Here is a 24,991-nt window from a genome sequence, read left to right as displayed (position 1 = left end):
GACCACCTTTCTGGGCGGTCTTTTCTTGTGCTCCGTTTCATTCTCCTCAAATGCGTACCCACAACGTGACCTAGCTACTTTACCGAATAGCTCAGCCCTTCATCGTACTTAAACAGCGGATATGCAGCGCCTTCCTGATACCCTGGCACGTCTTCCTTCTGGTTCTTAGCGGCTTCTTCCGAGACCGGAGTGGTGAAGGGCATCTTGCCACTGGGGTTGAACTTGCCGCTCACCACATCCAGCACTGCATCCGGTGTAGTACCGAAGGTGGCTAGCACCCCTTGAAAACGGCTTTTCGTATCGGTGTTATAGATTTCGTTTATGACCCACGGGCTAGTGTAGTTCACCGCCAGAATGGTGGGCTTCTTCGCAGTCAGCGCGTTGATGTAGTTGATATCCACGGCGTTTTTGGAGAGCGACAGATACAGCGGCGAACCGTCGGAGGCGAACAGCGGCTTGCCACTAGGCTTCAGCCACAGCAGAATGACATCGGCCTCTTCGGGTGTTTTTACAAACTCCAGGTTCGACGGCTGGTTTTCTTTCGCAGCGTACACTTCGCCGGGCCCAGCATCTGGCGTACCGTACTTCTTCTGGTAAGACTCAAAGTACACCTTGGTTTTCGCCTTCAGCGGCAAGGCTTTGGTGTCATTGCGCAGCAGCACCACGGATTTGCGCAAGGCCACATTGGCGCGAGCCACGAACTGCGGGTTGTTCACAATCTTTTCGGCAGCGTCTTCGTCCACGTAGGGATTTTCGAACAGACCTAGGGTGAACTTCTCCAACAAGAGCCGCCGGATCGAGTCGTCGACTAGGGCCATATCGCTGGGGTTAGCTTGCACGGTTTTCAGGAGTTCAGTGGGGTCGGCGGTGCCCGCGAAGATGTTGACGCCCGCTTGCAAGGCCCGGTGGTAGCGCTGGGTAATCGACCAGCTTTCCGCGCCCCATGGCATCATCTCAATCGGACCCGTATCGGAGTTGATGATGCCTTTGAAACCTAGCTCCGTACGCAGCAAATCGTGAATGACGCCTTTATTGTAGGCGTAGGCCACCTCTTCGTACTTGGTGCCGATGGGCATGGAGTAGTAAGGCATGATGGCGGAGGTGCCCGCTTTGATGGCAGCTTTGAACGGAATCAGGTTATTGGCCAACAAGTTACCAGGAAAGACCTCGGTTTTGCCCCAGTCGAAGTGCGGGTCTTGGCCGTCTTTGCCGGCGCCACCACCGGGGAAGTGCTTCGTCGTCATGGCCACGGAAGTCGGACCTAGCTTGACGCCCTGAAACCCTAGCACTACCTGCGTTATCATCTGCGCGGCCCACTCGGCATTCTCCCCGAAGGTACCATCTACGCGCTGCCAGCGGGGTTCGGTGGCGAGGTCGGCCATGTACATGTAGCCTTTGCGCAGGCCGGTAGCGGTCCACTCCTGCCGGGCAATGTCGGCAAACTCGCGGGTCAGCTTCAAGTCGCGCATGGCCGACAAACCTAGCTCGCCGGGCCAGGTCGAGAAGGCCGTTTGCCCCACGCTGGTACCGATGGCAGCTGTGGCCGTCACATGGTTGCGCGGGTTAGACGCCACGATGGCCGGAATGCCCAGCGGTTGCTGCTCGCAAAGTGCCTGAAGCTTGTTGACCCACTCCGCCATGGTGCGGGCGCTCGTGCTAGCCCGCAGGATAAAGTGGCGCAAGTGGTACTGCGTCACGGCTTTCGTGGTGCCGGCGGCATTCATCAAGGGCACGGGCAAGGGCTTGCGCGTGAACATGTTAGTGGTAGCCACCAGATCTTCTTCGTTAAAGCTGCTGGTAATTGGCTCCTTGTTTTTGGGCGCCTCGAAGGCCCAATCATTTTGCAACCGCGTGGTGCTGATCAGCATAAACCCTACCTTCTCCTCCACCGACATGCGGGCGAGTAGGTCCTTGCTCCGCGCCTCCGCCGGCAAGCGCCAGTCTTCGTAAGGGTCGAGCTTCCCGTTTTTATTTAGGTCCTTGAATTTTAGGCTGCCCACCTGAATAATCTTGGCCGAGCGGCTCCCTAGAACCGGTTGTTGCGTGGTGGCTTTCGTTTGCCCATGCGTTGGAGGGGCAGCAAGGAAGGCCAGCAAAGTCAGGCCCATCAGCCATGGCGCCCGGCTTCCTCGTTGCAGCGGGTTTGGGATTGCTGCTGAAGGAAAAGCAATTTTTGGTGTGTAGAAGTCTCGCATGGGCAGTTGGGTGGGGTTGTTTTGGAACAGAACCTAGGGTCTACGCAGCGTTGGCTTTACCGCTTCGCACGTAGGTATATAGTAGGCGCTAGAATAGCGTTGCTGAGGCAGCATACACGCTAGCTTTAGCTGACTGTAAGTAAACGAAAATATCCAGACCCATCAGCTTAATAATCAACAGCAAGGCAAAGTGTTGGCTTCTTCTTTTTGCTGACAGCAGGTTAAGTTTTTGCCGCCTGCAATGTGCTCATGGATAACGCGAAAAAGGCCGCCCTCACGGGCGGCCTTTTTCGTTGGCTTGAGAACCTGAAAGCCTAGGCCCTACAAGTGCGCAATCGGGTCGGCGCTACCGTCGGGGTCGTTTTTCACCGTGCCGCTGGTAGTGAACGACTTACCTTTGAGCAGCAGTACGCCGGCCATGTGCGGGGTAGCCATGGAGGTACCGCTGATGGTGTTGTAGCCGCCATTCAGCCACGTCGATTGGATGTTCACGCCGGGCATGCAATAATCAACGGGCGGGTTGCCGAAGTTGGAGAAGGAGGCCCAGCTATCGGTGTTATTCATGGCCGAGATGGTGAAGATGTTGGCACCGTTCACGCGAGCTGGCGAGTGGTTGTTAGCATTATCCGTTTCGTTGCCAGCAGCCAGTGCGAAGAGCACACCACCAGCGGACGCTCGTAGAACAGCATCATCCAGGGCCTGCGAAACGCCGCCGCCGAGGCTCATATTAGCTACATCACCAGCTTTGCCGTTGGCGCCTACATAGTCAACGCCTGCAATAACGCCGGAGTTGGAGCCACTGCCGCGCGAATCGAGCACGCGAACTGCTACTACCGAAGCATTAGCCGCCACTCCTACCACGCCAATGGTGTTGTTTTTGGCCGCAATAGTGCCCGATACGTGGGTGCCGTGGCCGTTGCCATCATTCGGAGAGGCGTAGTTAGCGCCGCTGGTCAGAAACGACTTGCTGCGGGCCACGTCCACGTTCAGATCAGGGTGGTCGAGGTCGATGCCCGTATCAATGATCCAGGCAGTTTTGCCAGTGCCATCGCCGGTGCCTACGCGGGCAATACCATAGGGAGTCGTTTGAGTTGGTTGCGCAGTACCGCTGCCCGAACTTGGCTTGCCGAGCGAGATAATCTGATCTTGCTCCACGTACGCGACGCGGGCATCTTTGCGCAATTCTGCTACTTCACCGGGCGTGAGTGAGGCTGCAAAGCCTTTGAGCACGTGACCATACGCTAGGCCCATGGCTTCCTGCTTCATGCCTTTTTCCTTCAGCAGGCCTTGCCCCACGTTCTTTACTTTCTTCACTTTCGTGTCGTACGAGTCGCCGGCAGTGATTTCCACCGTGCCGTCTTTCAGAACAACGATGTACTGCCCAGCAATGAAATCTTCTGCTGTTTTGGCGTCGCTGCCAGATTGAGCTACCGTTGCATCAGCAGGAGCCACTGGTTCGGTGGAGCAAGCCGTGAATATGGAAGCGCTTGCTACAACCGAAGCACCTAACAACCAAGAAGTAAGGCGGGCATTGAGTGGATATTTTTGCATGCTGTGATGGGTTTGGTAATAAAGGGAGAGAATAGGACAAGACCTAGGGCATTGGGTTGATTTGGAGTAGATAAACGCTTGTGGCAACCCCTTACTTTCTAGGAACGAGAATGTGAAATGTAGGAATCTTTACACAGCCGCCACCACTATCTTTTCCAAGCACAAGCGGAATAATGCCAAATCCGACCCACAAAAGACACTAAAAGCCGCCTATTTTGCTGAAGAATGCTAGATTCAGAAACAAAGTCCCTATTTGTGACATTCAGAAATTCTAATACTTATACTGCTGCTGGTGCTGCGTTTTATATCTGCTGACGTGTGCCGAGTAAGCTAGCTATCGGCTAGCCTACTGATCAGCCTAACGGGAATAAGTGCAGCGTGACTAATTCGTTTATTAGCCTACCTTTGCACCGTGATGGGTCGCTCCACCGCGGCGCTTTCGGGCGGCGAGGAAAGTCCGGGCAACACAGAGCACCCTGCTTCCTAACGGGAAGGATGGGCCGTAAGGCTCAGACAGCCAGTGCCACAGAAAACTACCGCCAGATGGCAACTGCGTAGAAGAGCAACTAAGTAGCGTAGTAAACTACCTTATTCAGTCACTCAGCTACTCTGTAGCTCCTGGTAAGGGTGAAAAGGTGCGGTAAGAGCGCACCAGCGGCTAGGTGACTAGTCCGGCTGGGTAAACCTCAGGGGTTGAAAGACCAAATAAGCGGGCAGGCAGGCTTTCGGGTCTGCACCGGGCGGCTCGTCCGGCGTCCGTGGGTAGGTTGATGGAGCCTTTTCGCGAGAACTGGCCTAGATAAATGGTGGGGACGCGACCTAGGTCGCGGACAGAACCCGGCTTACAGACTCGTCACCCTCTTCAAAAGGCCCTCGGCAACCTAGGTTGCCGAGGGCCTTTTGCATTTGTATTGGCCGTAAGTCATCAAGCCGCTACATTGTACAAAACTTTGGCACTAGGATAATAAGAGGCTTGTTTCTTAAGCGTGCGCCTAATAAAGCTAGGTGCTAGAATGAGCTTTTGTGACCCTTGTTCTGGCTCTACGAAGCGTGTGCCGTAAGTGTATAAACCACTCTCTCAACAGCAAAAAGCGTTGTTTGTATTTCAACTTACCGCTTGCATTACGGCAAGAAGAAGAGATATATTTGGTTATCGCCCTTGCTGCTGACCCTCGCTCAGTAAGCCCATCAGACCAGCGCTGGTCTGCCTGCCGCCTATTTGCCAGCCTAGCTTCATACCCTAGCGTATTCCTGCGCGCGGCTTTTTCCACCCAATTCTACCCAGTTATGAAACGTACCTTTACTTCCCTTGTGGGAGCGGCTGTGCTGTGCTTGCTCCACCTAACTTCTACCCGCGCCCAAACCTACCAGCAAGTTTGGGCCGATGAGTTCAACACGGGCATTAGCTCCAGCTGGGTGTTCGAAACCGGCGGTGGGGGCTGGGGTAACAACGAGAAGCAATATTACCAGCGTGCTAATGCGAGCGTGGTAAATGGCATCCTGCAAATTACGGCCAAGAAGGAAACGGTGGGCGGCATGCCCTACACTTCGTCTCGCATGAAAACGCAGGGGCTCAAGGAATTTAAATTCGGCAAAATCGAAGCTCGCATGAAGCTGCCACTAGGGCAAGGACTGTGGCCAGCCTTCTGGATGCTCGGCAGCAACATCAACACCGTAAGCTGGCCGGCCTGCGGTGAAATTGACGTAATGGAGCACATCAACGCCGAAAACAAGGTGTACGGCACCGTGCACTGGGATAGCAACGGACACGCCGAGTACGGTGGCAACCTCGTGACCACGCCGCAAGATTACCACGTGTACGCCGTGGAGTGGGAGCCCACGTACATCCGCTGGTTTGTAGATGGCGTTAAGTATCACGAAATCAACATCACCAACGGGACTGGCAGCACCGAAGAGTTTCAGCGCCCTTTCTTTTTGCTGCTGAACCTAGCCGTGGCCGGCAACTGGCCCGGTCAAACGGTAGACGAAAGCAAGCTGCCCGCCACTATGTACGTCGACTACGTGCGGGTGTACCAGAAATCCGGTACCACTACGCCCACACCTACGGCCACGCTCCTGCAGGCCGAGAGCTACGGCTCCATGAATGGCGTGCAGCTAGAAACCACTTCCGACACCGGCGGTGGGCAAAATGTGGGCTACATCGACCAAGGCGACTGGATGGCTTACAGCAACATCAACTTCCCTGTATCGGGCAACTACACGCTGGAGTATCGTGTGGCGAGCCCCAGCGGCAGCACCTTATCCTCGGATCTGAACTCCGGCTCTATTCAGCTCGGCAACACCGCAGTGCCGGCCACCGGGGGCTGGCAGACCTGGACGACTGTTTCTCGCACAGTTTACATCAATGCGGGTACGTATAGCTTCGGGGTGTTTGCCCAAACTGGCGGCTGGAACCTCAACTGGATTCGTATTACGCCACCTGCTGGTGCTAGCACCAGTGCCGTGCTAGCTTCTCCGGGAGCTTCCAAAATCGAGCGCGCCAGCCAGCAGCTCCAACTCTACCCGAACCCCGTCGTCGACAAGCTCCACGTAGCAGCCTCAGACCTAGCTCTCGTGGGCAGTCAGTATCAAATTCTGGATGCGCAAGGCCGGCAAGTGAGCCGCGGCGTGCTGGAAAATGGCAGCGCCAACGTAGCGACGCTACCGCCCGGCATGTACGTGCTGGTGGTGCAGACCAACGGGCAGCCGCTTACGCAACGCTTCATCAAGTAGCTTCTGCTTCCGTCTTACGACAGGCTACCTATCCTAGGTAGCCTGTTTTGTTTGTTGGCAGCTGAAAAGGCCTCGGCGGAGCTGTGTTTTTCTGTTGTGCCGTAGCTGTCTTTCCTTAGCGCTGCATGGGGGCTAGCTTTCCCCCAGTGCTTGGTATTGCGTGTGACGTAAGTGAATAAACGCGCTTTCCAGAGCCCTTTTGCTGTTTTCTCGTTAGCACTTCGCGCTTGCATTTACCCTATTCAGGACGATACCTTCGTCCTACTTCGCTCCTTCTTGGCAGCCAGTTCTTACCGAAACGGGCAAGCTATAATTCCGGATTTAGTTTGCGCACCCGCTTAGCTCGCCCAAGCTAGGTACATTTGTTTCCGACACCATCGTTGTAACGCTGGGCAGATGTAGTACTGGGTTTTGCAGCACTCAAAGCTAGCTAGCTCTGCGCAGCGTTCTTAGCACTTCCACCCTTTTCACCAAATGCACAAAAACCTACTTGCCGTTCTGCTTGCCTCCGCACTCGGCACCACTGCCTCAGCGCAAAAAGCTACCTCACCTGCTGCCATCAAGTCGTATTCGGCCGCTGGCAAGCAAGTTCAAGTGTATACCACTGCGGCCAGCACCCAGCAGCGCCTCGCAGCTGGCGATAAGCTTTCCTTCCAAGAAGTTGGGCAGCCACTTGAAACGCAGCCCACCATTTTTGTTGACCCTAATCATACCTTCCAAACGCTCGTGGGCATTGGCGGCGCCCTCACCGATGCCTCGGCCGAAACTTTCGCTAAACTTACCAAGGCGCAGCAGCAGGAGTTCATGCAAGCCTACTATAGCCCCACCAAGGGCATCGGCTACACCCTAGGGCGCACCAACATTGCCAGCTGCGACTTCTCCAGCGACAGTTACGCTTACATAGCCGACAACGACAAGGAGCTAAAAACCTTCAACGTTAAGCACGACGAGAAGTACCGGATTCCCTTCATCAAGCAAGCTATTGCCGCGGCTGGCGGGAAGCTTACGATGTACGTAAGCCCTTGGAGCCCACCCGCCTGGATGAAGGACAACAATAGCCTGGTGAAAGGTGGCAAGCTAAAGCCCGAGTTTCGCCAGAGCTGGGCCAACCATTACGTGAAGTTCATCAAAGAGTATGAGCGCCAAGGCATTCCCATTTGGGGCCTAACGGTGCAGAACGAGCCCATGGCGAAGCAAACCTGGGAGTCGTGTATCTTCACGGCCGAGGAGGAGCGCGACTTCGTGAAGGGCTATCTAGGTCCGACGCTGCAAAAAGGGGGCCTCGGCGACCGGAAGCTCATCGGCTGGGACCACAACCGCGACCTGATGTACCAGCGCGCTAGCACCTTGTTTGATGACCCGGAGGCCAGCAAATACTACTGGGGCCTCGGCTACCACTGGTACGAAACCTGGACTGGTAGCGGCATGCAGTTCGACAACGAGCGCCGCGTACACGAAACGTATCCGACCAAAAACCTTGTTTTCACGGAAGGCTGCATCGAGAAATTCGACTTCTCGAAAGTGAACGACTGGACCCTGGGCGAGCGGTACGGTAACTCTATGATCAACGACTTCAACGCTGGCACCGTAGCCTGGACTGATTGGAACATCCTACTCGACGAAACCGGCGGCCCCAACCACGTGGGCAACTTTTGCTACGCGCCCGTTATCGGTGATACGAAGTCGGGTAAGCTCATCTATACGAACATCTACTATTACATCGGCCACTTCTCCAAGTTCATCCGCCCCGGCGCCAAGCGCATTGCCACCGCCTCTAGCCGCGACGTACTCCAAACCACTGCTTTCCTGAACACCGATGGTAAAGTGGCCGTGGTAGTGATGAATAACAGTGAAAAAGAGCAGGCTTTCCAACTCTGGATCAAAGGCCAAGCCGCCCAAGCAACGAGCCAGCCGCACTCCATCATGACGATGGTGGTGAACTAACGAGGGCTAAGCCTACGCTTCGCGCTACATTGCTGATAGTCGCAAAAAGAAAGCGAGGAATCGGGTTGCTCCCAGTTCCTCGCTTTTTTTGGCATTAAGGCCTAGCGTACCAATTTAGTCCACCAGTTCAAACTTATCCTCCAATCGAATATCACTCGCTGCGCTACCGATCATCAGGCGGAACTCACCGGGCTCGGTAGTCCACTTCATACTGGGGTTGTAGAAAGCTAGCTTGTCTTGGTCGAGGGTGAAGGTGATGGTTTTGCTTTCGCCGGGCTTGAGCATCACTTTTTGGAAGTCCTTCAGCTCCTTCACCGGCCGCGTCACACTACCCACCACATCCCGCAGATATAGCTGCGCAACCTCTTCGCCGGCGTACTTGCCTTTATTGGTGAGCGTGAAGCTAACCGTGAGCTTATCCGCTTTTTTGAGCTGTTTGGTACTAAGCGTTAAGCCACTGTAGTCGAACGTGGTATAGCTCAGGCCGTAGCCGAACGCATAGCGGGGCGAGTTCGGCATGTCGAGGTAGGCCGAGCGGTAGTTGGTATCCTTATCGTTGGCGGAAGGGCGGCCGGTGCTTTTGGCCGCGTAAAAAATCGGGATTTGGCCGAGGGAGCGGGGGAAGCTCATGGGCAGCTTGCCGGCCGGGTTGTAGTCGCCCACGAGCACATCGGCCATAGCATTACCGGCTTCCGAGCCTAGCCACCACGTGTAGAGAATGGCTGGCGCGTGGTCGGCGGTCCAGTTGAAAATGAGTGGGCGGCCCGCCATGATGAGAACCACCACAGGTTTGCCAGTTTGCACAATGGCTTTGATCAACTCTTCTTGTTGGCCGGGCAAGTAGATTTCGGCGCGCGACTTGGCCTCGCCGCTCATGTCGCGGGCCTCCCCTACTGCCATTACGACTACATCCGCTTGCTGAGCCGTTTTTACAGCGTCAGCAAAGCCCGCTTGCGAGTCGCCGGTGATGCCGCAGCCTTTGGCGTAAAGCAGCTTCGCCGTCTTCCCTAGCTTGTTCTGCAAGCCTTCGTACAAGCTTACCACCTGTGTCGAGTCCGTTGATACGTTCCAGAAACCTAGGTGCTGGGTTTTGCTCTGGCCCAGCGGCCCGATAACGGCAACGGTTTTGGCCTGCTTCGACAGGGGCAACACGTTGTTGTCATTCTTCAGCAGCACAATGGATTTGCGGGCTACGTCGCGGGCGATGGCACGACTCTGCGGATCGGCCAGCACCTGCTTTTCGCGCTTTTCATTGGAGAAGCGGTAGGGGTCGTCGAAGAGACCTAGCTCGAATTTCTTGCGCAAAATGCGGCGTACGGCGTCGTTGATCAATGCTTCCGGCACTTTGCCTTCGCGCACCAGCGCAGGCAAATTGGGCCCGTAGCTGCGGCTTTCCATGTCCATGTCGCTCCCGGCCGTAATGGCTTCCAGCGCAGCTTCCTTGTTGTCTTTGGCGTAGCCGTGCGCTATCATCTCGCCAATGGAGCCCCAGTCGCTCACCACGAAGCCCTGGAAATTCCACTGCCCCTTCAGAATATCGCGCTGCAAGTAGCTATTGCCCGTGGCCGGAATGCCGTTTAGCTCATTAAAGGAATTCATGAAGGTAGCAGCGCCAGCATCGGCAGCTGCTTTGAAGGGCGGCAGATACACTTCCCACAGGGCCCGCTCGCTCATGTCCACGGCATTATAATCGCGGCCGGCAATGGCGGCCCCGTAGGCCGCAAAGTGCTTAGCACAGGCCATTACGGCATCAGTGCCGCCTAGCTGCTCACCCTGAAACCCGAGTACACGCGCTTTGGCAATCTGCGAACCTAGGTAGGGGTCCTCCCCCGCGCCTTCCATCACCCGGCCCCAGCGTGGGTCGCGGGCAATATCCACCATCGGGGCAAACGTCCAGTGCTGACCGGCTGCCGCCGCTTCCCGCGCCGCTATGTGCGCCGACTGCCGGATAGCCGCCAGGTCCCAGCTGGCCGCCTCGCCCAACGGAATCGGGAAGGTTGTTTGGTAACCATGAATCACGTCGAGCCCGAACAGCAGCGGAATCTTCAGGCGCGACTTCAGGGCCTCGGCCTGCAAAGCGCGGGTACGGGCGGCGCCTTTCACGTTCAGCATGGAGCCCACCTGGCCCTTTTGAATCTGACTGAGCTTGTTGTTGTCGGTCACGGCCGGGCCAGTGGCAGCGTCGCCGGTATATTGATTGAGTTGGCCGATTTTTTCCTCCAGCGTCATTTGCGCGATCAACTCATCGAGGCGCTGATCGAGGGTTTTGGTAGTGGAAGCGGCTGGCTTTTTGGTTTTCTGAGCTTGCGCAATGCTAGGTAACACGAGCAGCACACTGGCCGCAACGCTCACTCCCAGAATAAAACGGGGAAACTTGGGCATGTCGAATGGAAGGATAAAGAAAGACCTAGGTCCGCCAGGACACACCGCAGTATGCGCCGACAAACCTAGGTCTTACATGGGGTGATGGTTCTTTAGTACAACAGGCCACCTACCAACGCTGGCCCGAGCTAGGTGCACGCTGGTCGTTCTGGCGGCTCGTGCTTACGGCAACCAGCCAGATGCCTAGGGCACCCGACTGGCAAAGGCGAGTTGCGCTGGCGTGCCGTTGCTGTTTACTTATACTGGTAATAGCGCACGTAGTCCACCATCATCTGCTGCGGGAAAGTAGTGGTATTAATCGTCGCTGGGCTAGGGTTGCCTAAGAAGTCGCCCCCAATGGCCACGTTCAAGATAACGAAGAACGGGTCGTTGAACGGATAAGGCGAGGCATCGCTGCTGGTGAACGTGTAATACTGCTTGCCGTCGAGGTAAAACCGAATTTGATCCTGGCTGCGGACGGTGCTGAAGAGGTGGTAGTCGTCGGAGAAGTTGCCGCTAGGCAGCGTGGTTTCGGTGCCTTTGTAGCGGTGGTCGGCCGTACTGGCGCCAAAATGCATGGTCGAGAGAATCTTGTTTGGCTCATGACCGCGCAGCTCCATGATATCGATTTCCCCGCATATGGGCCAGTTGCGCTGGTCGATGCTGCTACCAAGCATCCAGATAGCCGGCCAGATGCCCTGCCCCCTAGGCAACTTCGCCCGCACGTCGATTCGGCCAAAGGTAAAGCTCTGTTTGCCCTTCGTAATAAGACGGGCTGAGGTATAGTCCCGCCCACTCTGGCTTTGTTTCTGCGCCTGAATAATCAGGCTGCCGCCACTCACGTAGGCATTCTCTACGGAGTTGGTATAATACTGCAGCTCATTATTGCCCCAGCCGCTGCCGCCGGTTTCGGCGGTCCACTTGGAGGGGTCCACAGCGCCACCGCCATCGAACTCGTCGCTCCATTTTAGCTCCGTGTACTGATCGTAATCTTTGGCGGCAGCGTTGGCTTCGGTGCTGCCCGTGGGCGTTGGGGCCGGCGGAATGTCGGGCTTTTTGGTTTCGGTGCAAGCCAGCAAGCCTAGAGCTAGCCAGAGACTGGTTCCAGCCATACAGGAGCGCGAGAGAAAGGACGCGGATTTGTTTTTCATAGAATGGAAAAGCGAAGCCGGACTGATCGGTTCAGTCCGGCTCACAGAAACTATTTAGCTACCAGCTTCATGTCGAAGACGGTGCCGTTGTTCTTACCCGAACCAGCTCGCAGCACCATGTTTTTGTCGGTGATGGAAATGATGCGGTAGTTTAAGTCCGGCGCATCGGTGATGCCGATGAAGGTGCCGGTTTTGCTCAGAACAAATTGGGCAAGGCCCGTTCCATCGGCGGGACCGAAGGTGAAGGCAGAGGTAGTAGAGCGGGCCGCTTGGCAGCTGCCTGGGCTACCGGCTACAAAGGTTTCCGCTTTTGCGTCGTACTTGTATTCGTTGGCGGCTGAGAAGGTAAACTCGTCGTCGGCTTGGCAAGCTGGCAGCGCGCCCACTGCACCGCCGGGGTAATACTGCTTGGGGTCAGCTTCGGTGCCAACCGTAATCGTCTGCTCTACTTTGTTATCAAGCACCCAGGTTTTTTGCGTGCCGCCCGTGAGCAGCTGCTTTACCCGGGTTACGGCATCGAAAGGCACCAGCGTCACTTCCGTTTTGGTGCCATTAGCTAGCGTACCACGCAGGCGCAAAATCGTGCTGCTTGCCTCGATGATGTCGTACGTTTGGCTCGTAACGGCCACATTCTCGCCGATGAAAGCGTCGGCAGTACTGAGTACAATCTGACCGAGGCCACTGCCGCTGGGCTTGTAAACAAACGGCGACGAGCCTGCTTTTTCCGATCCGCAGATGTTGTTGGCCGCGTAAGTCATCGTGAACGAGGTGCCGCTGAACGTAAACTGGTCGTCGGCCTGGCAAGAGGGTAGCGCGTTGGCCGCCGAGGAAGACGTGACGTTGTTATTCGCATCTAGCCGCTTAATAGCACCGGCCGCTGCCGAGAACGTCCAGACCCGCGCTGAAGGCGCACTGCCCTGGCAGCCCACCAGCGCCGAGAAACCCGCGTTGCTGCACGCGGACGGCACGATCACATCGGTTTGGGGCGTGGCACTGAAGCCCCCCTTCCCCGATGCGTTCAGGCGTACTTTGTACGTGCCCGGCGTGTTATACGTGTGCGTCGCGGGTGAACCCTTGCCGATGGTACCATCGCCGAATTCCCACTGCGTAACAAAGGCATTCTGACTATTATCCGTGAAGGTGACGGTGACCGGGAACTGCGTTGCATTGACGGCGCTGCTAAAGCTAGGGGCTGGCAGGCCGCCTTCTAGCTTGCCGTGGTCTTCTTTTTCGCAAGCAGTAAAGAGTAGCGGACTGGTAAGTAAAACCCAAGCCGCTTTAGTCCATGTATGTTTCATACAGATGAAAGCTGAAATCGTCGGAAGAAAGCGGCTTAGTAGCCGGGGTTTTGTTTGAGACCAGGGTTAGCGTCCAGCTCCGACTGCGGAATGGGCAACACCAGGTTGGTTTCGGTGGGCGTGCCCCGCTGAATACCGATTCCGCGCAGGTAGTTTGCTTGCGCTGTCATTACCGGAATCAAGCCGTAAGGCGTGCCGTTGTAGCGCTTCAGATCAAACCAACGGTCGAACTCAAAAGCTAGCTCGTATTTGCGCTCCCGCAGAACCGCCCCCGTAAAGTCGGACGTGCTAGCCGTTAGGTCCCGCGCCGAGGGCGTGTTGATGTCCAGTCCGAAGGCGCGGCGGCGTACTTTATTAATAGCTTCCAAGCCTTCCGTCGTTGGCCCAGCGGCCTCGGCCAGAATCAAGTACATCTCGGCTAAGCGGAGCACTGGCACGTTCAGCGGCGAATCCCAGATGTTGGTGCCTACCTTGCCCACAAACCACTTCTTGCAGTTGTAGCCAAAGGGTGAGCCAGTGGCCCTAGCCGACTGCTTGCCACCGTCGGGGTACGTATCGCCGGGCACCCATACGGTGGCGGCTTTGCGCGTATCGCCAGCCTCATAGCCCGCCACGAAATCAGGCTCGGGCACGTTGAAACCATAGCCGCTACCCGGCGTCTGGTTGGCGCCGCGAGGCCCGAAGAACTCGTTCATGGCCGAGCCGACGTTGTTACGCTCGTATTCGTTGCGGCCGTTCGTGTACTGCACTTCAAAGAGCGACTCCTTGGCGTTCTGGTTTTCGTTGGCCACTTTGAAGTTGTCGGCGTAGTTGGCCCACAGCGTTTTGCCCGAGTTGTTAATCACCTCGCGGGCGCGCTGGGCTGCCTCGTTCTTCTTGCCTTCAGTGATATATACCTTCGCTAGCAAGCCCGTGGCGGCCCACTTAGTAGCCCGACCTAGGTCGGCGCCGCTATAGGAAGTAGGCAGGTTGCCAATGGCATCCGTCAGGTCCTGCTCAATTTGCTTGTACACCTCGGCGGCCGGCGTGCGTGGGATATTCACTGCCTCTGGGCTAGCGGGCGGCGTCGTAAACAAGGGTACGTCGCCGTACGCCCGCACGAGGTCGAAGTAGAACTTGGCGCGCAGGAATTGCGCCTCCCCTAGGCACCGCTTCTGAATAGCGGGGTCCATGTTTTGGATGCTCGGCACTTTCTGCAGCACGATGTTGGCCCGCTGAATACTAATAAAGCTGCCGCCCCACAGGCGCGTAGCCACAGTATTCGTTGTTGGAATGCTGAAGGCTTCGAGTTGCTTGTACTCGATGGCGTCGTTGCCATCGTCGCCGCCCGAAACGGAGATATCCGCCATGATGTCGAACGCCCACATGGCTAGGTTGTATTGGCCTTCTTTCGTTAGCTCGCTGTACACGGCTGTCGTGGCCTGAATGGCGTCCTGCTGGGTTTGGTAGAAGTTGGCGTCGGTTACTTGGTCAGCGGGAGCTTCTTCCAAGAACTTCTCATCGCAGCCCGTCAGCAATCCTAGGGAAAGTAGGAAAGCACCACACGTAAATTTTGAGATATTCATGATAATAGAGTGGGAATAAGGGTTAGAACCCAATGTTCAGGCCGGCCATGAACACGCGCGCTTGCGGATAAATACCTAGATCAACGCCGCTGGCGCTAACTTCCGGATCGTACCCGGTGTATTTGGTCAGCGTAATCAGGTTCTGAGCCGTGAAGTACACACGCAGTTGAGTAGCCGAAATCCGGTCCATAATGCTCTTGGGCAGCGTGTAGCCAAACGTAAGGTTTTTGAGGCGCACGTAAGAGCCATCCTCAATGAAGTGGGTTGATACCCGCAGGTTATTGTTGGGGTCGCCGTTGATGGCGCGCGGCACATCGTTGCTAGTGCCGGGGCCCGTCCAGCGGTTCAGGATGCGCGTGGTACCGTTGGTGGTGCTATACAAGGCACTCTCCGTGATGTAGCGGTTGAGGTTGTACACGTCGTTGCCCTGCACGCCCTGAATAAAGAAGCTCAGATCGAAGCCCTTGTAAGCTAGGTTATTGGTAAGACCAAACGTGAAGTTCGGATTCGGATTGCCAATAAACTTCCGGTCAGCATCCGTGATAACGCCGTCGCCATTCAGGTCGCGGAACTTGATGTCGCCAGGCCCCGTGCCGTTCGTCTGGTAGAACTTGTCGTTCTTCGGATTATTCTTGTTCGCACCAGCATTCAGCGTGTTGAGTTCCTCCTGCGTTTGAATCAAGCCATCGGCTACGTAGCCATAGAAAGAGCCAAAGGCTTGGTTCACATCATAGCGCACGATGGTGCCGCTCAGGGAACCTAGGCCATTATAAGGCACCCCTACCCCTAGCTTCTCCAGGCGCGTTTTGTAGGCCGAAATGTTGAAGGTAGTCGTCCAGGTCAGACCTTGGTCAGCACCTGTGAAGTTGTGGGAGGTTAGCCCCACGTCGATACCGCGATTGTAAGCAGAGGCCGCGTTGCGGTTCACCGACTCGTACGTGCCCGACACCAAGGACGGAGGTACTGGCGCAATCAGATTAGGCGAGTTCCGGTTGTAGAGGTCGATGCTTGCCTCAAAGCGGTTATCCAGGAAACCTAAGTCTATACCAATGTTAGCCTGGTCGTTGTACTCCCACCGCAGATCGGGGTTCCGCAGGCGAGTTGGTGCCCCACCCGTGTTGATGGTAGCATCTGGACCAAGCGGATAGGTAATGCCAAAGTTGATAGAAGACAGGTATGCGTACCGACCAGCGTTCAACTCGTTACCCACTCGCCCGTAGCCAACGCGTAGCTTCAGGTTGCTGATGGTGCTGTTGCCTTTCAAGAAGTCCTCTTCCGAAATGCGCCAGCCCGCGGATGCGCCGGGGAAGAAACCAAACTTCTCGCCGACTTGGAAGCGGGAAGAGCCATCGTAGCGAACGGTAGCCTGGAAAATATACTTGCCACCAAACTCATAGTTGAGACGACCAAAGTAGCTAGCGAGACGCCGAGGTGGGTCGATGGTGCCTGCATTGTTCAACAGCGTATTGATTGGTCCGGCATTGATTACCTGCAGGTCGTTGCGCAGGTACTGCGAACGATACGCCTCCACGTTGCTGAAAGAGAATTGCTGCGCCGACTGACCTAACAACAGAGTTACTTGGTGCTTATCAGCGAATAAGTGGTCGAAAGTCGCCGTGTTTTCAATCAGGTAGCTAGGTGCATACCGCGAGGTCGCCGTGGCACCAGCCGTGATGTAGCGCTGAGTGTAGCCTGTTAGCTCGGGGCCTCGAGGCGCGAAGCTGTTGAAGTTTTCAAAGATAAAGTCGGCGCCCACGTTAGAACGGAAGCGCAGCCCTTTTACGGGTTCTAGCTCAGCGAAAAAGGTCGTGAGTGCCCGGTTGCGGGTAAATCTCTGATTGGCCCGTTGTGAAGTAGCTAGTGGATTCTCCTCCGTAAAGTTGTCGCTGGCGCTATTGGGTTGATACCAGTAGCCATCGGGCCGGTATGCCTGCACCGTTGGCGGTATGCGCAATAGTTGCTGCACGGCACCGTATTCGTTGTTACCGCCGTTGCCACCACCGTTGCTCGCAACTTGCCGGTCGCTTAGGTGCGTAAGGGAGATGTTATTACCTAGCTTCAGGATTTTACCAATTTGTACGTCGCCATTCGCACGTAACGTAAAGCGCTCAAAATTGGACCCGAGGATAATACCATCTTGTTGGAAGTACGTACCCGATAAGGCGTAGCGGGCCCTTTCGCTACCGCCCGTGGTAGAAACCGAGTAGTTCTGAATCTTAGCCCGGCGGAATAGCAAGTCCTGCCAGTCAGTTCCTTCGCCTAGTGAGGCTGGATCGCGCAACTTATCCAGCGCAATGGGCTTACCAGCTGCCAGAAGCGACTCATTGTTGATAGTCGCATATTCCTGAGCATTGAGCAAGTCGAGCTTGCGTGCTACAACCTGCACGCCGCGGTAGGCATCCAGATTGAAAGTAGTACGACCCGCTTTGCCCCGCTTTGTGGTAATGATGACAACTCCGTTGGCAGCACGCACACCGTAGATTGCCGTAGCCGAAGCATCCTTTAGCACGTCAATCGTTTCAATGTCATTGGGGCTAATAGCGTTAATCTGACTATCAGAACCGTCTGGCAGCGGGAAGCCATCTAATACGTACAAAGGAGAGTTGTTGCCTGCTGAGGTTATACCCCGGATACGCACCGAGGTACCAGCGGCACCACCAGGTGCTCCCCCGTTGGAAGTAATAGTGACACCAGAAACTTTACCTTGGATAGCCTGCGTCGCATCAGCTACCGGCTGACGCACCAGTTCTGCTCCATTGACAGACGAAATGGCGCCCGTCACGCTACCTCGTTCCTGAGTGCCATAGCCCACTACTACTATCTCACTTAAGGCTTGCCGGTCTTCGACAAGGCTGATTGTGAGGCTACTAGTAGCACCGCTCACGGGCACCTCTTTCTTGATAAAACCAACGGAACTCACTACCAAAGTGCTGCCTTCGGGTACGTTCAAGGAGAACGAACCATCAGCTCCGGTGGAAGTGCCAAGGGTAGTACCCTTCACAACTACCGTAACGCCAGGTAAGCCGGTACCATTGGCTTGTGTTACTCGGCCCGCTACTGGTACGTCAGCGAGCGAGGTTCCGGTGAGCAAATTAAAAGGCCCACTTGGTATTCTAGGTGTTGCAAGAGCTGGCCAAGCGACTGCCGGTCCGCCTAAAGCAGCTAGCATCACTACTCGCCGCCAAAGCGAATGTTTGTAAGAGTTTGAGCTCATAAAACAAGGTTTGTGGGAATGATTATAAGGGTGGTAAGGGAAATAGAAAGGCGTGCACTATAAGGCAAATAGATCCTAGAACTGCTTAACCAGCAGGCCAACAATCGTTTCCGGAAACGTTCCCGGAATAAGCAGGCAGGATGCTAGGCACTAGAGTTAAAGCAAGAATAGAAGGGAGAGAAGACGAGAGCCTACTTAAAGGCTTGATAATGTGCAATACCCTGCACTACTTGTGAGCTTCTCGTTCGAGAAGCTGGAAAAGATTAGCCGAAGAGAAGGAGTCAAAGATATCAGATCTTGTTTGGCAAATGCAAGTACCCAAATCTACTTGTACAGCTCAGAAAGCCACTTTTTGTGATAACTCACAAGCAGTCTATACACTTACAACACACGTAAAAGAACCTACATTGTTGCTTAAAACAGCTGAAAGGCCTACTAGTGCACACTGCTTAACCGGATAAAGAACAACTACGAATTTTGCTATAAATACTAGCTAGTTTTAAATTCTTTATAATCTTCAAAAACGTTTTCAACTACACGAGCTAGCTTATGTTTTCGGCTTCATCTGGCTCCGTTATGTGCTCCTCTGCATGCTCGCCACTAGCATCCAACAAGACATGTGTCCAGCTTTCGTTTTCCTCGTAATCAGCAGCTTGTTCACGACGACGCATCGCTTCCAATACTTTTTGACTAAAGCTCCAGCAAGTGCCTTGTCGAAGATCTAACACTCGCGAAAGTTCTTGAGAAGAGTAGTTGCCATTGTGCGTGTATAGTAGGAACACAGCGTAGAAGGCTTTTACTGTCGAGAACTTGCACTTTTGCAGCAACGTGTATGCCGTAGCCGACTCTACGTAGCGACACCGCGTGCAGCGCCGAGAGTGCGGTTCGCGTCCATCACAATACTTTTCATGACCACACCGCCGGCATTGATAACCAGCGGCCCATTTTAGCTCGACCAAGTAGCGCAAGCAAGCATCTTTATCAGGATAGATTTGGCTGAATTCACCAAAGTCCACTTCCTTCGACAGTACCCTCGCTTCTTGCGCTTGCTGCAGGTCGTGGCGCAAATCAATATTCAGCTTCTCGATAGCTGCTGATTGCAATGCTAAAAGGCCATTCGCGTGCAGCAGTTCCCTGTTTTGAGCGGCAATGGTCTCACTTTGCTGTCGTAACTCCTCCGTGCGGCGAGCTACCAAGGCTTCTAGCTCAGTATTGAGTTGATCCTTAAGCTCCTGATTTTGACGCAACTGCTCTACTAGTAGGTCCTGTGTTTGGTGCTTCTTGCGTAGCTGCTTCACCAGTTTCCCTTGTGCTCTGATAGTAGCGTCTTTAATTGCCTTAATCTTCTCACCTAGGGCGTAGGATAGCACTACTACCTCAATCACAAAGGCCACGTTCATGCTGTACACGGTTGCTGTATTTGTGAACGTGTTGATACCTAGTTTGCGCAAGATCATAAAGCACACACTAATAGCAACTAAGGCATGCGCTAGCAGAAAGAAACGAGCAGGCCGAAACCCACCGCGCCACACCAAAAAAGCTACATAATAGAGCATGCCATAAGGAATCAGGTAAAACCAGAAACCCCATCCAGAGTGCAGCCACAACGTATCAAGTAGCAGTAAACTGATGCTAATCAATACCACACGCCGCACCCAAGGATCGTAGTTGGGGAGCCGTTGCGGAGCGTCTAAGAATTGCCGGGCATAATAGCTAAAAGTGAACAACAGCAAGATGGGCGACAAGGCAATAACCAACTGATTCATAGCTGGAAAGTCGGGCCATAGATACTGGAACCCTAGCCCGTCCTCCGATAAGAATACCAAGCTGCAGCTCAGAACGTACAGCACATAGCGTAAATATGTTTGCTCGCCAATAAATAGGTAGAGGCAGAGATTGTACACTACCATGATCAGCAGCACGCCATAGAAGGCTCCGAGCAAGCTATACTCCGTCTGAAAATGCACAGCTAGCGGCTGCTCTGTGCGCAAACGGCTTACGAAACTGGTTTTGGAATTAGACTCCAGTCGGAAATAGTAGGTGCTGGCCTGGTTTTCCGCGAGCGGTAATCGAAACAGAAAGTTTTTGTAGGGGAATTTGCGGGAGGCAAGCCGGTAGTCAGCCCCTGTGTGTACTGCTCCTCGCTCCGACTTGGTAAGCGGATAGAAGGTAATATCATTAATATGGGAATCAAGCAGCTCCAGATACCAGTGCTGCGATAATTGACCCTTCGCGCGTATAACGAGCCGCAGCCAATAAGTTGCCCCAGGATGCTCCATCGTGGTGGGCACTTTGTCGCCGCGCACAAAGCGTTTTGCCTGCGCGGGCTGCTGCACATCTGCAAGGGTAAGCTGCCCCGAAGGATCCGCTAGAATGCTGTACAAGGCTGGTTCAATAAAAATTTCATCTAAGCCTGCAGCCACCTGTAACGTATCCAGGGGTTGTGGAGCAGCAGCACTACCTAGCCCAATGAACAATAGCAAAAAGCTTAGAACCAAGCTTTTCGCCCAAACACAAAAAAACATCCTCCTATAGCACAAAGTCGATTCCATAGTACTTTCCAAGGTACGAAAACCTAGCTCGGTTTACTGTCCACCAGCAGTACTCGCATTGTCGGATAGGAACCGCAGCCAGCTTAGCTGCTCAACGGGTTGGTCGATGCACAACCGCAGCGTATGCCGACCAGCAGGCAACGACTTGGCCGTGAGCGTGAGCGTTTGCCAGGCAATTGTATCGCTTTGCTGCCCAGTCATTACCGATCCAAGCGTAGTATCTCCTAGCTTCAGTGTCAGGCGGCCAGGCGTGGCGGCCGGCTGCACCCGCAATTGCACGGCATAAGTGCCCGGCATGGTTACCGTTACGGTGTAGTTAAGCCACTCTCCTGCGGCTAGGTGGCTCACTGCAAACCCACTGCTTGCTGAATCATCAATCTTCTGGATATCAACTCCATCGTTGCGATACGCCCCGCCCTGATTCCAGGGCTTATTACTCCGGTAATCAGTTTTCGCGGAATATTCGTCTTGGTAAGCTACCCCATCACGACCTAGGTCATAATCAACCGCTTGAATGGTACCTGGTAGTGTAAGCGAGGCGAAAGGAGCCGTAAAGTTGCTTGGTTGGGTAAGCGCGGCCGCAACGTCGCGGCTGGGAACACAGTTGGCAAATTGCACATTGCGTAGCAAAGCCGCGCGCCCTGAAGGTGTTAGAACACTACCATAGGACTTCACCCGTAACAGACTAGCAGGGCTATCTACGCGCTTGATGTTCCAGTGGCACCACCCAATGTTGTTGGCATTAAGTCCTTGTACAGCGGCAGCAAACCACTCGTTGGAGTTTTCGCCTGTCTCCCCAACCCATACAGGCACTTGCCAACGGTCTCGGAAGGTCACCAGGTTTTTAATCAAATTAATTTGATTAGGATTCGGATCGGTGGCTTCGGGCGCATTCGTACACCAATAGCGGTGCCCATTGTACACTAGGTTCTGCTTTTCTGGCGCGGCTAATTTGTCGGGCGTCAAGTTGGTGTATTCATTTCCGTAGCCGTTGCCCTCTAGCAGCAGCAAATGCTGGTCGCCTTGGCTGCGTACTGCTTTGATCAGCCGTGCGTATAAAGTGCTAAGCTCCTTATTATCAGACGACATGCCATGAGCCTCATTCAAATTGTGCGGCTCATTGAGCAAGTCATACATAGCAACTCGACTGTCCTTTTGGTAGCGGGCTGCTAGCTTTTCCCAAAGGCGTACCGTTATATCCTGGTATATAGCACGGCCTTTGGCATCGCGTCGCTTCCAAAGGTCTAGCGGTAAAAAAGTATCGTTGATGTTGCGGTCGGTACCTTGTCCCCCTGGAGCAGCATGCAGGTCCAAAATCACGTAAAGGTTATTGGCCGCGCACCAGTTTAGCACCTTATCGATATACTGAAAGCCTTCGAGCTTTGGGTCGGTAAACAGCTGATTCTGATCATACCACGTGCTCAGGCTTTGCACATAGGCGTCGAGCTTTCGCGTATTTGTAGGATTACGGATGACTTCCGTACGGGCGTGGCGCTGGGCCGCAGTTAGGAACAGATCGTAGTGGAATGGCAGGCGCACACAGTTAAAACCCTGTTTGGCCAAAAAATCAATATCTGCTTTGGTAATGAAGTTGGCTCGGTAGCTCCGGTAGAATGCCTCTACCTGTTCCTCCGACATAGTACGCAGCAGCCCTTGCTTGATGCGCCACTGGCAGTTCAAGGTATCTGTTTGTAGAATATAGCTTTCCTGAAGCAGCCACCCTCCTAGGTTGAAGCCGCGAAGTAGCATTTCCTTGCCGTTACTATTTACAATCTTAGGTCCTTCGGCTCGGAGCATGCTCATTTGCTGAGCCTTAGCACAGATGCTACCGAATGTAATTATTATAATGGCACACAGCACTGCAAACAGCCCATGATAGCGCCATGTAGAGGCGACTTTGTCTCTGCTTTTCATAACACGCTGTTTGAGAATGCTCGTTAGCAGAGAAAGAAAAAAAGGGCAGAGATACCCTACCCTCTTTTTACCGTCATTTCTCACGCTACGGTTTTACTTATTTAACTTGTTTGGCGCATTGCATGCACCTGTTGTCTCCTAGCTATAGCAGTTTCTTTTCTAGCCGCTTTATTCGCGGGGCCACAAGTGGACTCTGGCAGCTATGAAACTATTTGCTTTCTCCCTATCAGCGACATTAGGAGAAATAAAGGCTATCGTACGCTGCCTAGTTGTTATGTTTGAACAAGCTAGGTTCAAGCATACTATGGGTTAGTGCGTAGCAGGCAGCTTTATTGGAATAGTTGCTTAACCTACTAAGATTGTACCTCGCTGGACTTCGCTAAACAAGCGAAAACGAGCAGGCTCCTGCAATCACCGCAATCGATCCCGGATTGACTTATAGCAGGCGTAATCGTATACTTCATGGGTGGTGGGGTTTTGGGGCGGGTGGGTAGTAAGGCTGCTTGGAAGCAACAATACCTGTAGTAGAGCAGAAAATTGGTAGAGTGGTAGCGCAGACGAACAGGACAAGAGATAATACTATTCTCTTAGTCCACGGGTAGACTTGCGACTAGTAGTAGGTGGCCTATTCGTGATTAGCACGCCGACTCTATGACCAAATATATTGGTGTACTTTTCTAAAAAGCAAATCCAAAAACAGCCTTTATCAACGCTAAAAGGCATTTTTTCGCTTGGCTAACACATCAGTTATACACTTACTGCACACGCAAAAAACGGTTTTTTGACCATATGGCCTTGATTGTACAGTCTTGCATAGCTCATCTCTAGCGGATAAGAAACAATGCCGATTTGATGCTAAACCGATTAAGTTTTATCGAATGCGATTACAGTCGCGGGTGTGGTTAGTACTATTTAACTTATACCAGTGGGCCCAAACCGTTCCGTACGAATAGTGTCGGCGGGCAAGCCTAGGTCGACCAACGTGTTAGCAGTAAACTCAACTAATTGGGTTGGGCCGCAGATAAATACTTGGGGCGACACAGGAAATGACTCTACTATCTCAGCGAGCATGCCGTGGTCGATGCGCCGCTGATAACCGGTCCAAGCGGGTGGTGCCTGCCGAGTAAACGTAAAGATTAGGGTAAAATTCGGGTCTTGTTGGGCTAGCTTTTCTAGCTCGTGTCGATAAATGGCTTCTGTGTCAGTGCGCACGCTGAAGAGCAGCGCGGTTGGGTTAGTGGCCCCCACTAGGGCGCGGTGTCGTAGCATCGCCATAAGCGGCACTATCCCGGAGCCACCCGCCACTAACAGTAGCGGGAGGGTGTACATCTCCTGTCGCCACACGAAATAGCCGCCAATTGGGCCCCGTACTTCTAGCGAGTCACCGACTACGATACCTTCGTGTAGGTACGCCGAAACTTCGCCATCATCAACTAGTTCGATAGTTAAGTCGATTTCGTTGATTTGTTCAGGCGGTGATGCAATGGAATAGCTGCGTTCGGCTTGATAGCCATCTTCGGCCGTCAGGCGCAAATCGTAGTGCTGACCGGGAAGATGCGGCTGCCAGTGCGGTAGCTGCAAGGTGAACGTTTTGACGGTGGGTGTCTCCTGTACAATAGCCGTGACGACTCCTAGCTGCCACGGCATCTTTTCTGTAGTGCTCACCACGTACTATTTTCGTCGTCGGTGCGATAGCGCTGTTCCTTCCAGGGGTCGCCGTACATGCTGTAGCCGCCCCGCTCCCAAAACCCTGGCTCGTCTTCTTCCATGAAGCGCAGCCGATTAATCCATTTGGCGCTTTTCCAGAAGTAAAGGTGTGGTACTACGAGCCGGGCCGGGCCTCCGTGCTCGGGAGTAAGGGGCTTACCCTCAAAACTCAACCCGATGAAGCCTTTGCCATTGCGCAGATCTTCCAAAGGGATGTTGGTGGTGTAGCCGCCGTAAGAATACGCCATAACGTAGCGCACTTCAGGCAACAGTTTGGCGTGTTCGAGGATGGTGTCGATGCTCACGCCGGTCCACTGCGTATCGAGCTTCGACCACTTCGTGACGCAGTGAATATCCTGAGTGAACGATTGCTGGGGCAGCGCATTGAACTCCTCCCACGTCCATTGCACCGGCGTTTCCACTAAGCCTTCGAGGGTAAACGCCCAGTTAGCGAGTGCGATACGTGGCGTAGGGCCGGCCGACAGCACGGGGAAGTCATGCGTTTCGTACTGGCCTGGCGGAACCCGGTCGCTACCGGCCGACTCACGTTTGCGTCCAAATCCTTTATTGAAGAAAGCAGCCATAGCTAGCGAAGCTGAAGAGTAAATGTGCGGAAAGTAACGAAATAGTCTGTTGCCAAAATAGGCACTTGGGCACTAAGGCTACATCATTGAAACTATGCCGGCGTTTTAGCCTACCCAGGCAACGTAGTACTGCGTACGCCGTCCTTTGCCCGAAAGTAGGGCCTTTAGCCCCCAAAGTATCCCAGATAAACTAATCTACCTACTTTCGTACTCGATCCGAAC

13 protein-coding genes and 1 other RNA gene are annotated in these 24,991 nt (G+C 54.1%); 3 read left to right on the top strand and 11 right to left on the bottom strand.

The features are described 5' to 3' along the window. Positions 1-74 precede the first annotated feature (74 nt). Together BXP70_RS16925 and BXP70_RS16920 are read right to left on the bottom strand one after the other, a co-directional pair. On the bottom strand, positions 75-2,108 hold the full coding sequence (locus tag BXP70_RS16925) for a glycoside hydrolase family 3 protein (protein ID WP_086595296.1): 2,034 nt from the start codon (positions 2,106-2,108) through the stop codon (positions 75-77). Positions 2,109-2,516: 408 nt separating this feature from the next. Further along, entirely contained in the window at positions 2,517-3,746 is a 1,230-nt protein-coding gene (locus tag BXP70_RS16920) for a S8 family serine peptidase (RefSeq protein WP_086595295.1), read from the bottom strand. Positions 3,747-4,158: 412 nt separating this feature from the next. On the opposite strand from BXP70_RS16920, the gene rnpB reads away from it, so the two are divergent. The 3 genes from rnpB to BXP70_RS16905 all read left to right on the top strand — a co-directional run bounded on the left by rnpB (position 4,159) and on the right by BXP70_RS16905 (position 8,423). Beyond that, positions 4,159-4,607: RNase P RNA component class A (rnpB, locus tag BXP70_RS16915), an RNA gene on the top strand. 426 nt (positions 4,608-5,033) lie between these two features. Beyond that, the gene (locus tag BXP70_RS16910; protein ID WP_086595294.1) at positions 5,034-6,479 is read left to right on the top strand and encodes a carbohydrate-binding protein; all 1,446 of its coding nucleotides are present in this window, start codon (positions 5,034-5,036) and stop codon (positions 6,477-6,479) included. A gap of 474 nt (positions 6,480-6,953) precedes the next feature. Next, positions 6,954-8,423, top strand: a complete 1,470-nt coding sequence (locus BXP70_RS16905) for a glycoside hydrolase family 30 protein (protein WP_086595293.1) — start codon at positions 6,954-6,956, stop codon at positions 8,421-8,423. Positions 8,424-8,537: 114 nt separating this feature from the next. Here the strand turns inward: BXP70_RS16905 and bglX are convergent, their stop codons facing one another. The 9 genes from bglX to BXP70_RS16860 all read right to left on the bottom strand — a co-directional run bounded on the left by bglX (position 8,538) and on the right by BXP70_RS16860 (position 24,769). After that, a complete protein-coding gene (gene bglX / locus BXP70_RS16900) occupies positions 8,538-10,805 on the bottom strand; it encodes a beta-glucosidase BglX (protein ID WP_086595292.1) in 2,268 nt (755 codons plus the stop codon). Between the two features lie 233 nt (positions 10,806-11,038). Beyond that, positions 11,039-11,935 (bottom strand): glycoside hydrolase family 16 protein, encoded by an 897-nt coding sequence (locus BXP70_RS16895; protein WP_086595291.1) that lies wholly within the window; start codon positions 11,933-11,935, stop codon positions 11,039-11,041. 50 nt (positions 11,936-11,985) lie between these two features. Further along, entirely contained in the window at positions 11,986-13,233 is a 1,248-nt protein-coding gene (locus BXP70_RS16890) for a PKD domain-containing protein (RefSeq protein WP_086595290.1), read from the bottom strand. A gap of 35 nt (positions 13,234-13,268) precedes the next feature. Further along, positions 13,269-14,798 (bottom strand): RagB/SusD family nutrient uptake outer membrane protein, encoded by a 1,530-nt coding sequence (locus tag BXP70_RS16885; RefSeq protein ID WP_086595289.1) that lies wholly within the window; start codon positions 14,796-14,798, stop codon positions 13,269-13,271. Between the two features lie 22 nt (positions 14,799-14,820). Next, complete coding sequence (locus BXP70_RS16880) at positions 14,821-17,889, bottom strand: SusC/RagA family TonB-linked outer membrane protein (protein WP_179197725.1); 3,069 nt, start codon at positions 17,887-17,889, stop codon at positions 14,821-14,823. A gap of 665 nt (positions 17,890-18,554) precedes the next feature. Further along, positions 18,555-20,495: a 7TM diverse intracellular signaling domain-containing protein gene (locus BXP70_RS16875; protein ID WP_179197724.1), complete on the bottom strand. Its 1,941-nt coding sequence runs from the start codon at positions 20,493-20,495 to the stop codon at positions 18,555-18,557. Between the two features lie 102 nt (positions 20,496-20,597). Continuing rightward, complete coding sequence (locus BXP70_RS16870) at positions 20,598-22,367, bottom strand: cellulase family glycosylhydrolase (RefSeq protein ID WP_179197723.1); 1,770 nt, start codon at positions 22,365-22,367, stop codon at positions 20,598-20,600. Between the two features lie 1,023 nt (positions 22,368-23,390). After that, entirely contained in the window at positions 23,391-24,125 is a 735-nt protein-coding gene (locus tag BXP70_RS16865; RefSeq protein ID WP_086595433.1) for a ferredoxin reductase, read from the bottom strand. A 14-nt stretch (positions 24,126-24,139) separates the two neighbouring features. Continuing rightward, positions 24,140-24,769: a sulfite oxidase-like oxidoreductase gene (locus BXP70_RS16860; RefSeq protein ID WP_086595285.1), complete on the bottom strand. Its 630-nt coding sequence runs from the start codon at positions 24,767-24,769 to the stop codon at positions 24,140-24,142. Positions 24,770-24,991 lie beyond the last annotated feature (222 nt).

It is taken from the genome of Hymenobacter crusticola, from assembly GCF_002154225.1.
In the GTDB taxonomy this organism is placed as follows: Bacteria; Bacteroidota; Bacteroidia; order Cytophagales; family Hymenobacteraceae; genus Hymenobacter; species Hymenobacter crusticola.
The sequence above is the reverse complement of the archived record's forward strand: the minus strand, read 5'-3'. Positions and strand labels throughout refer to the sequence as shown.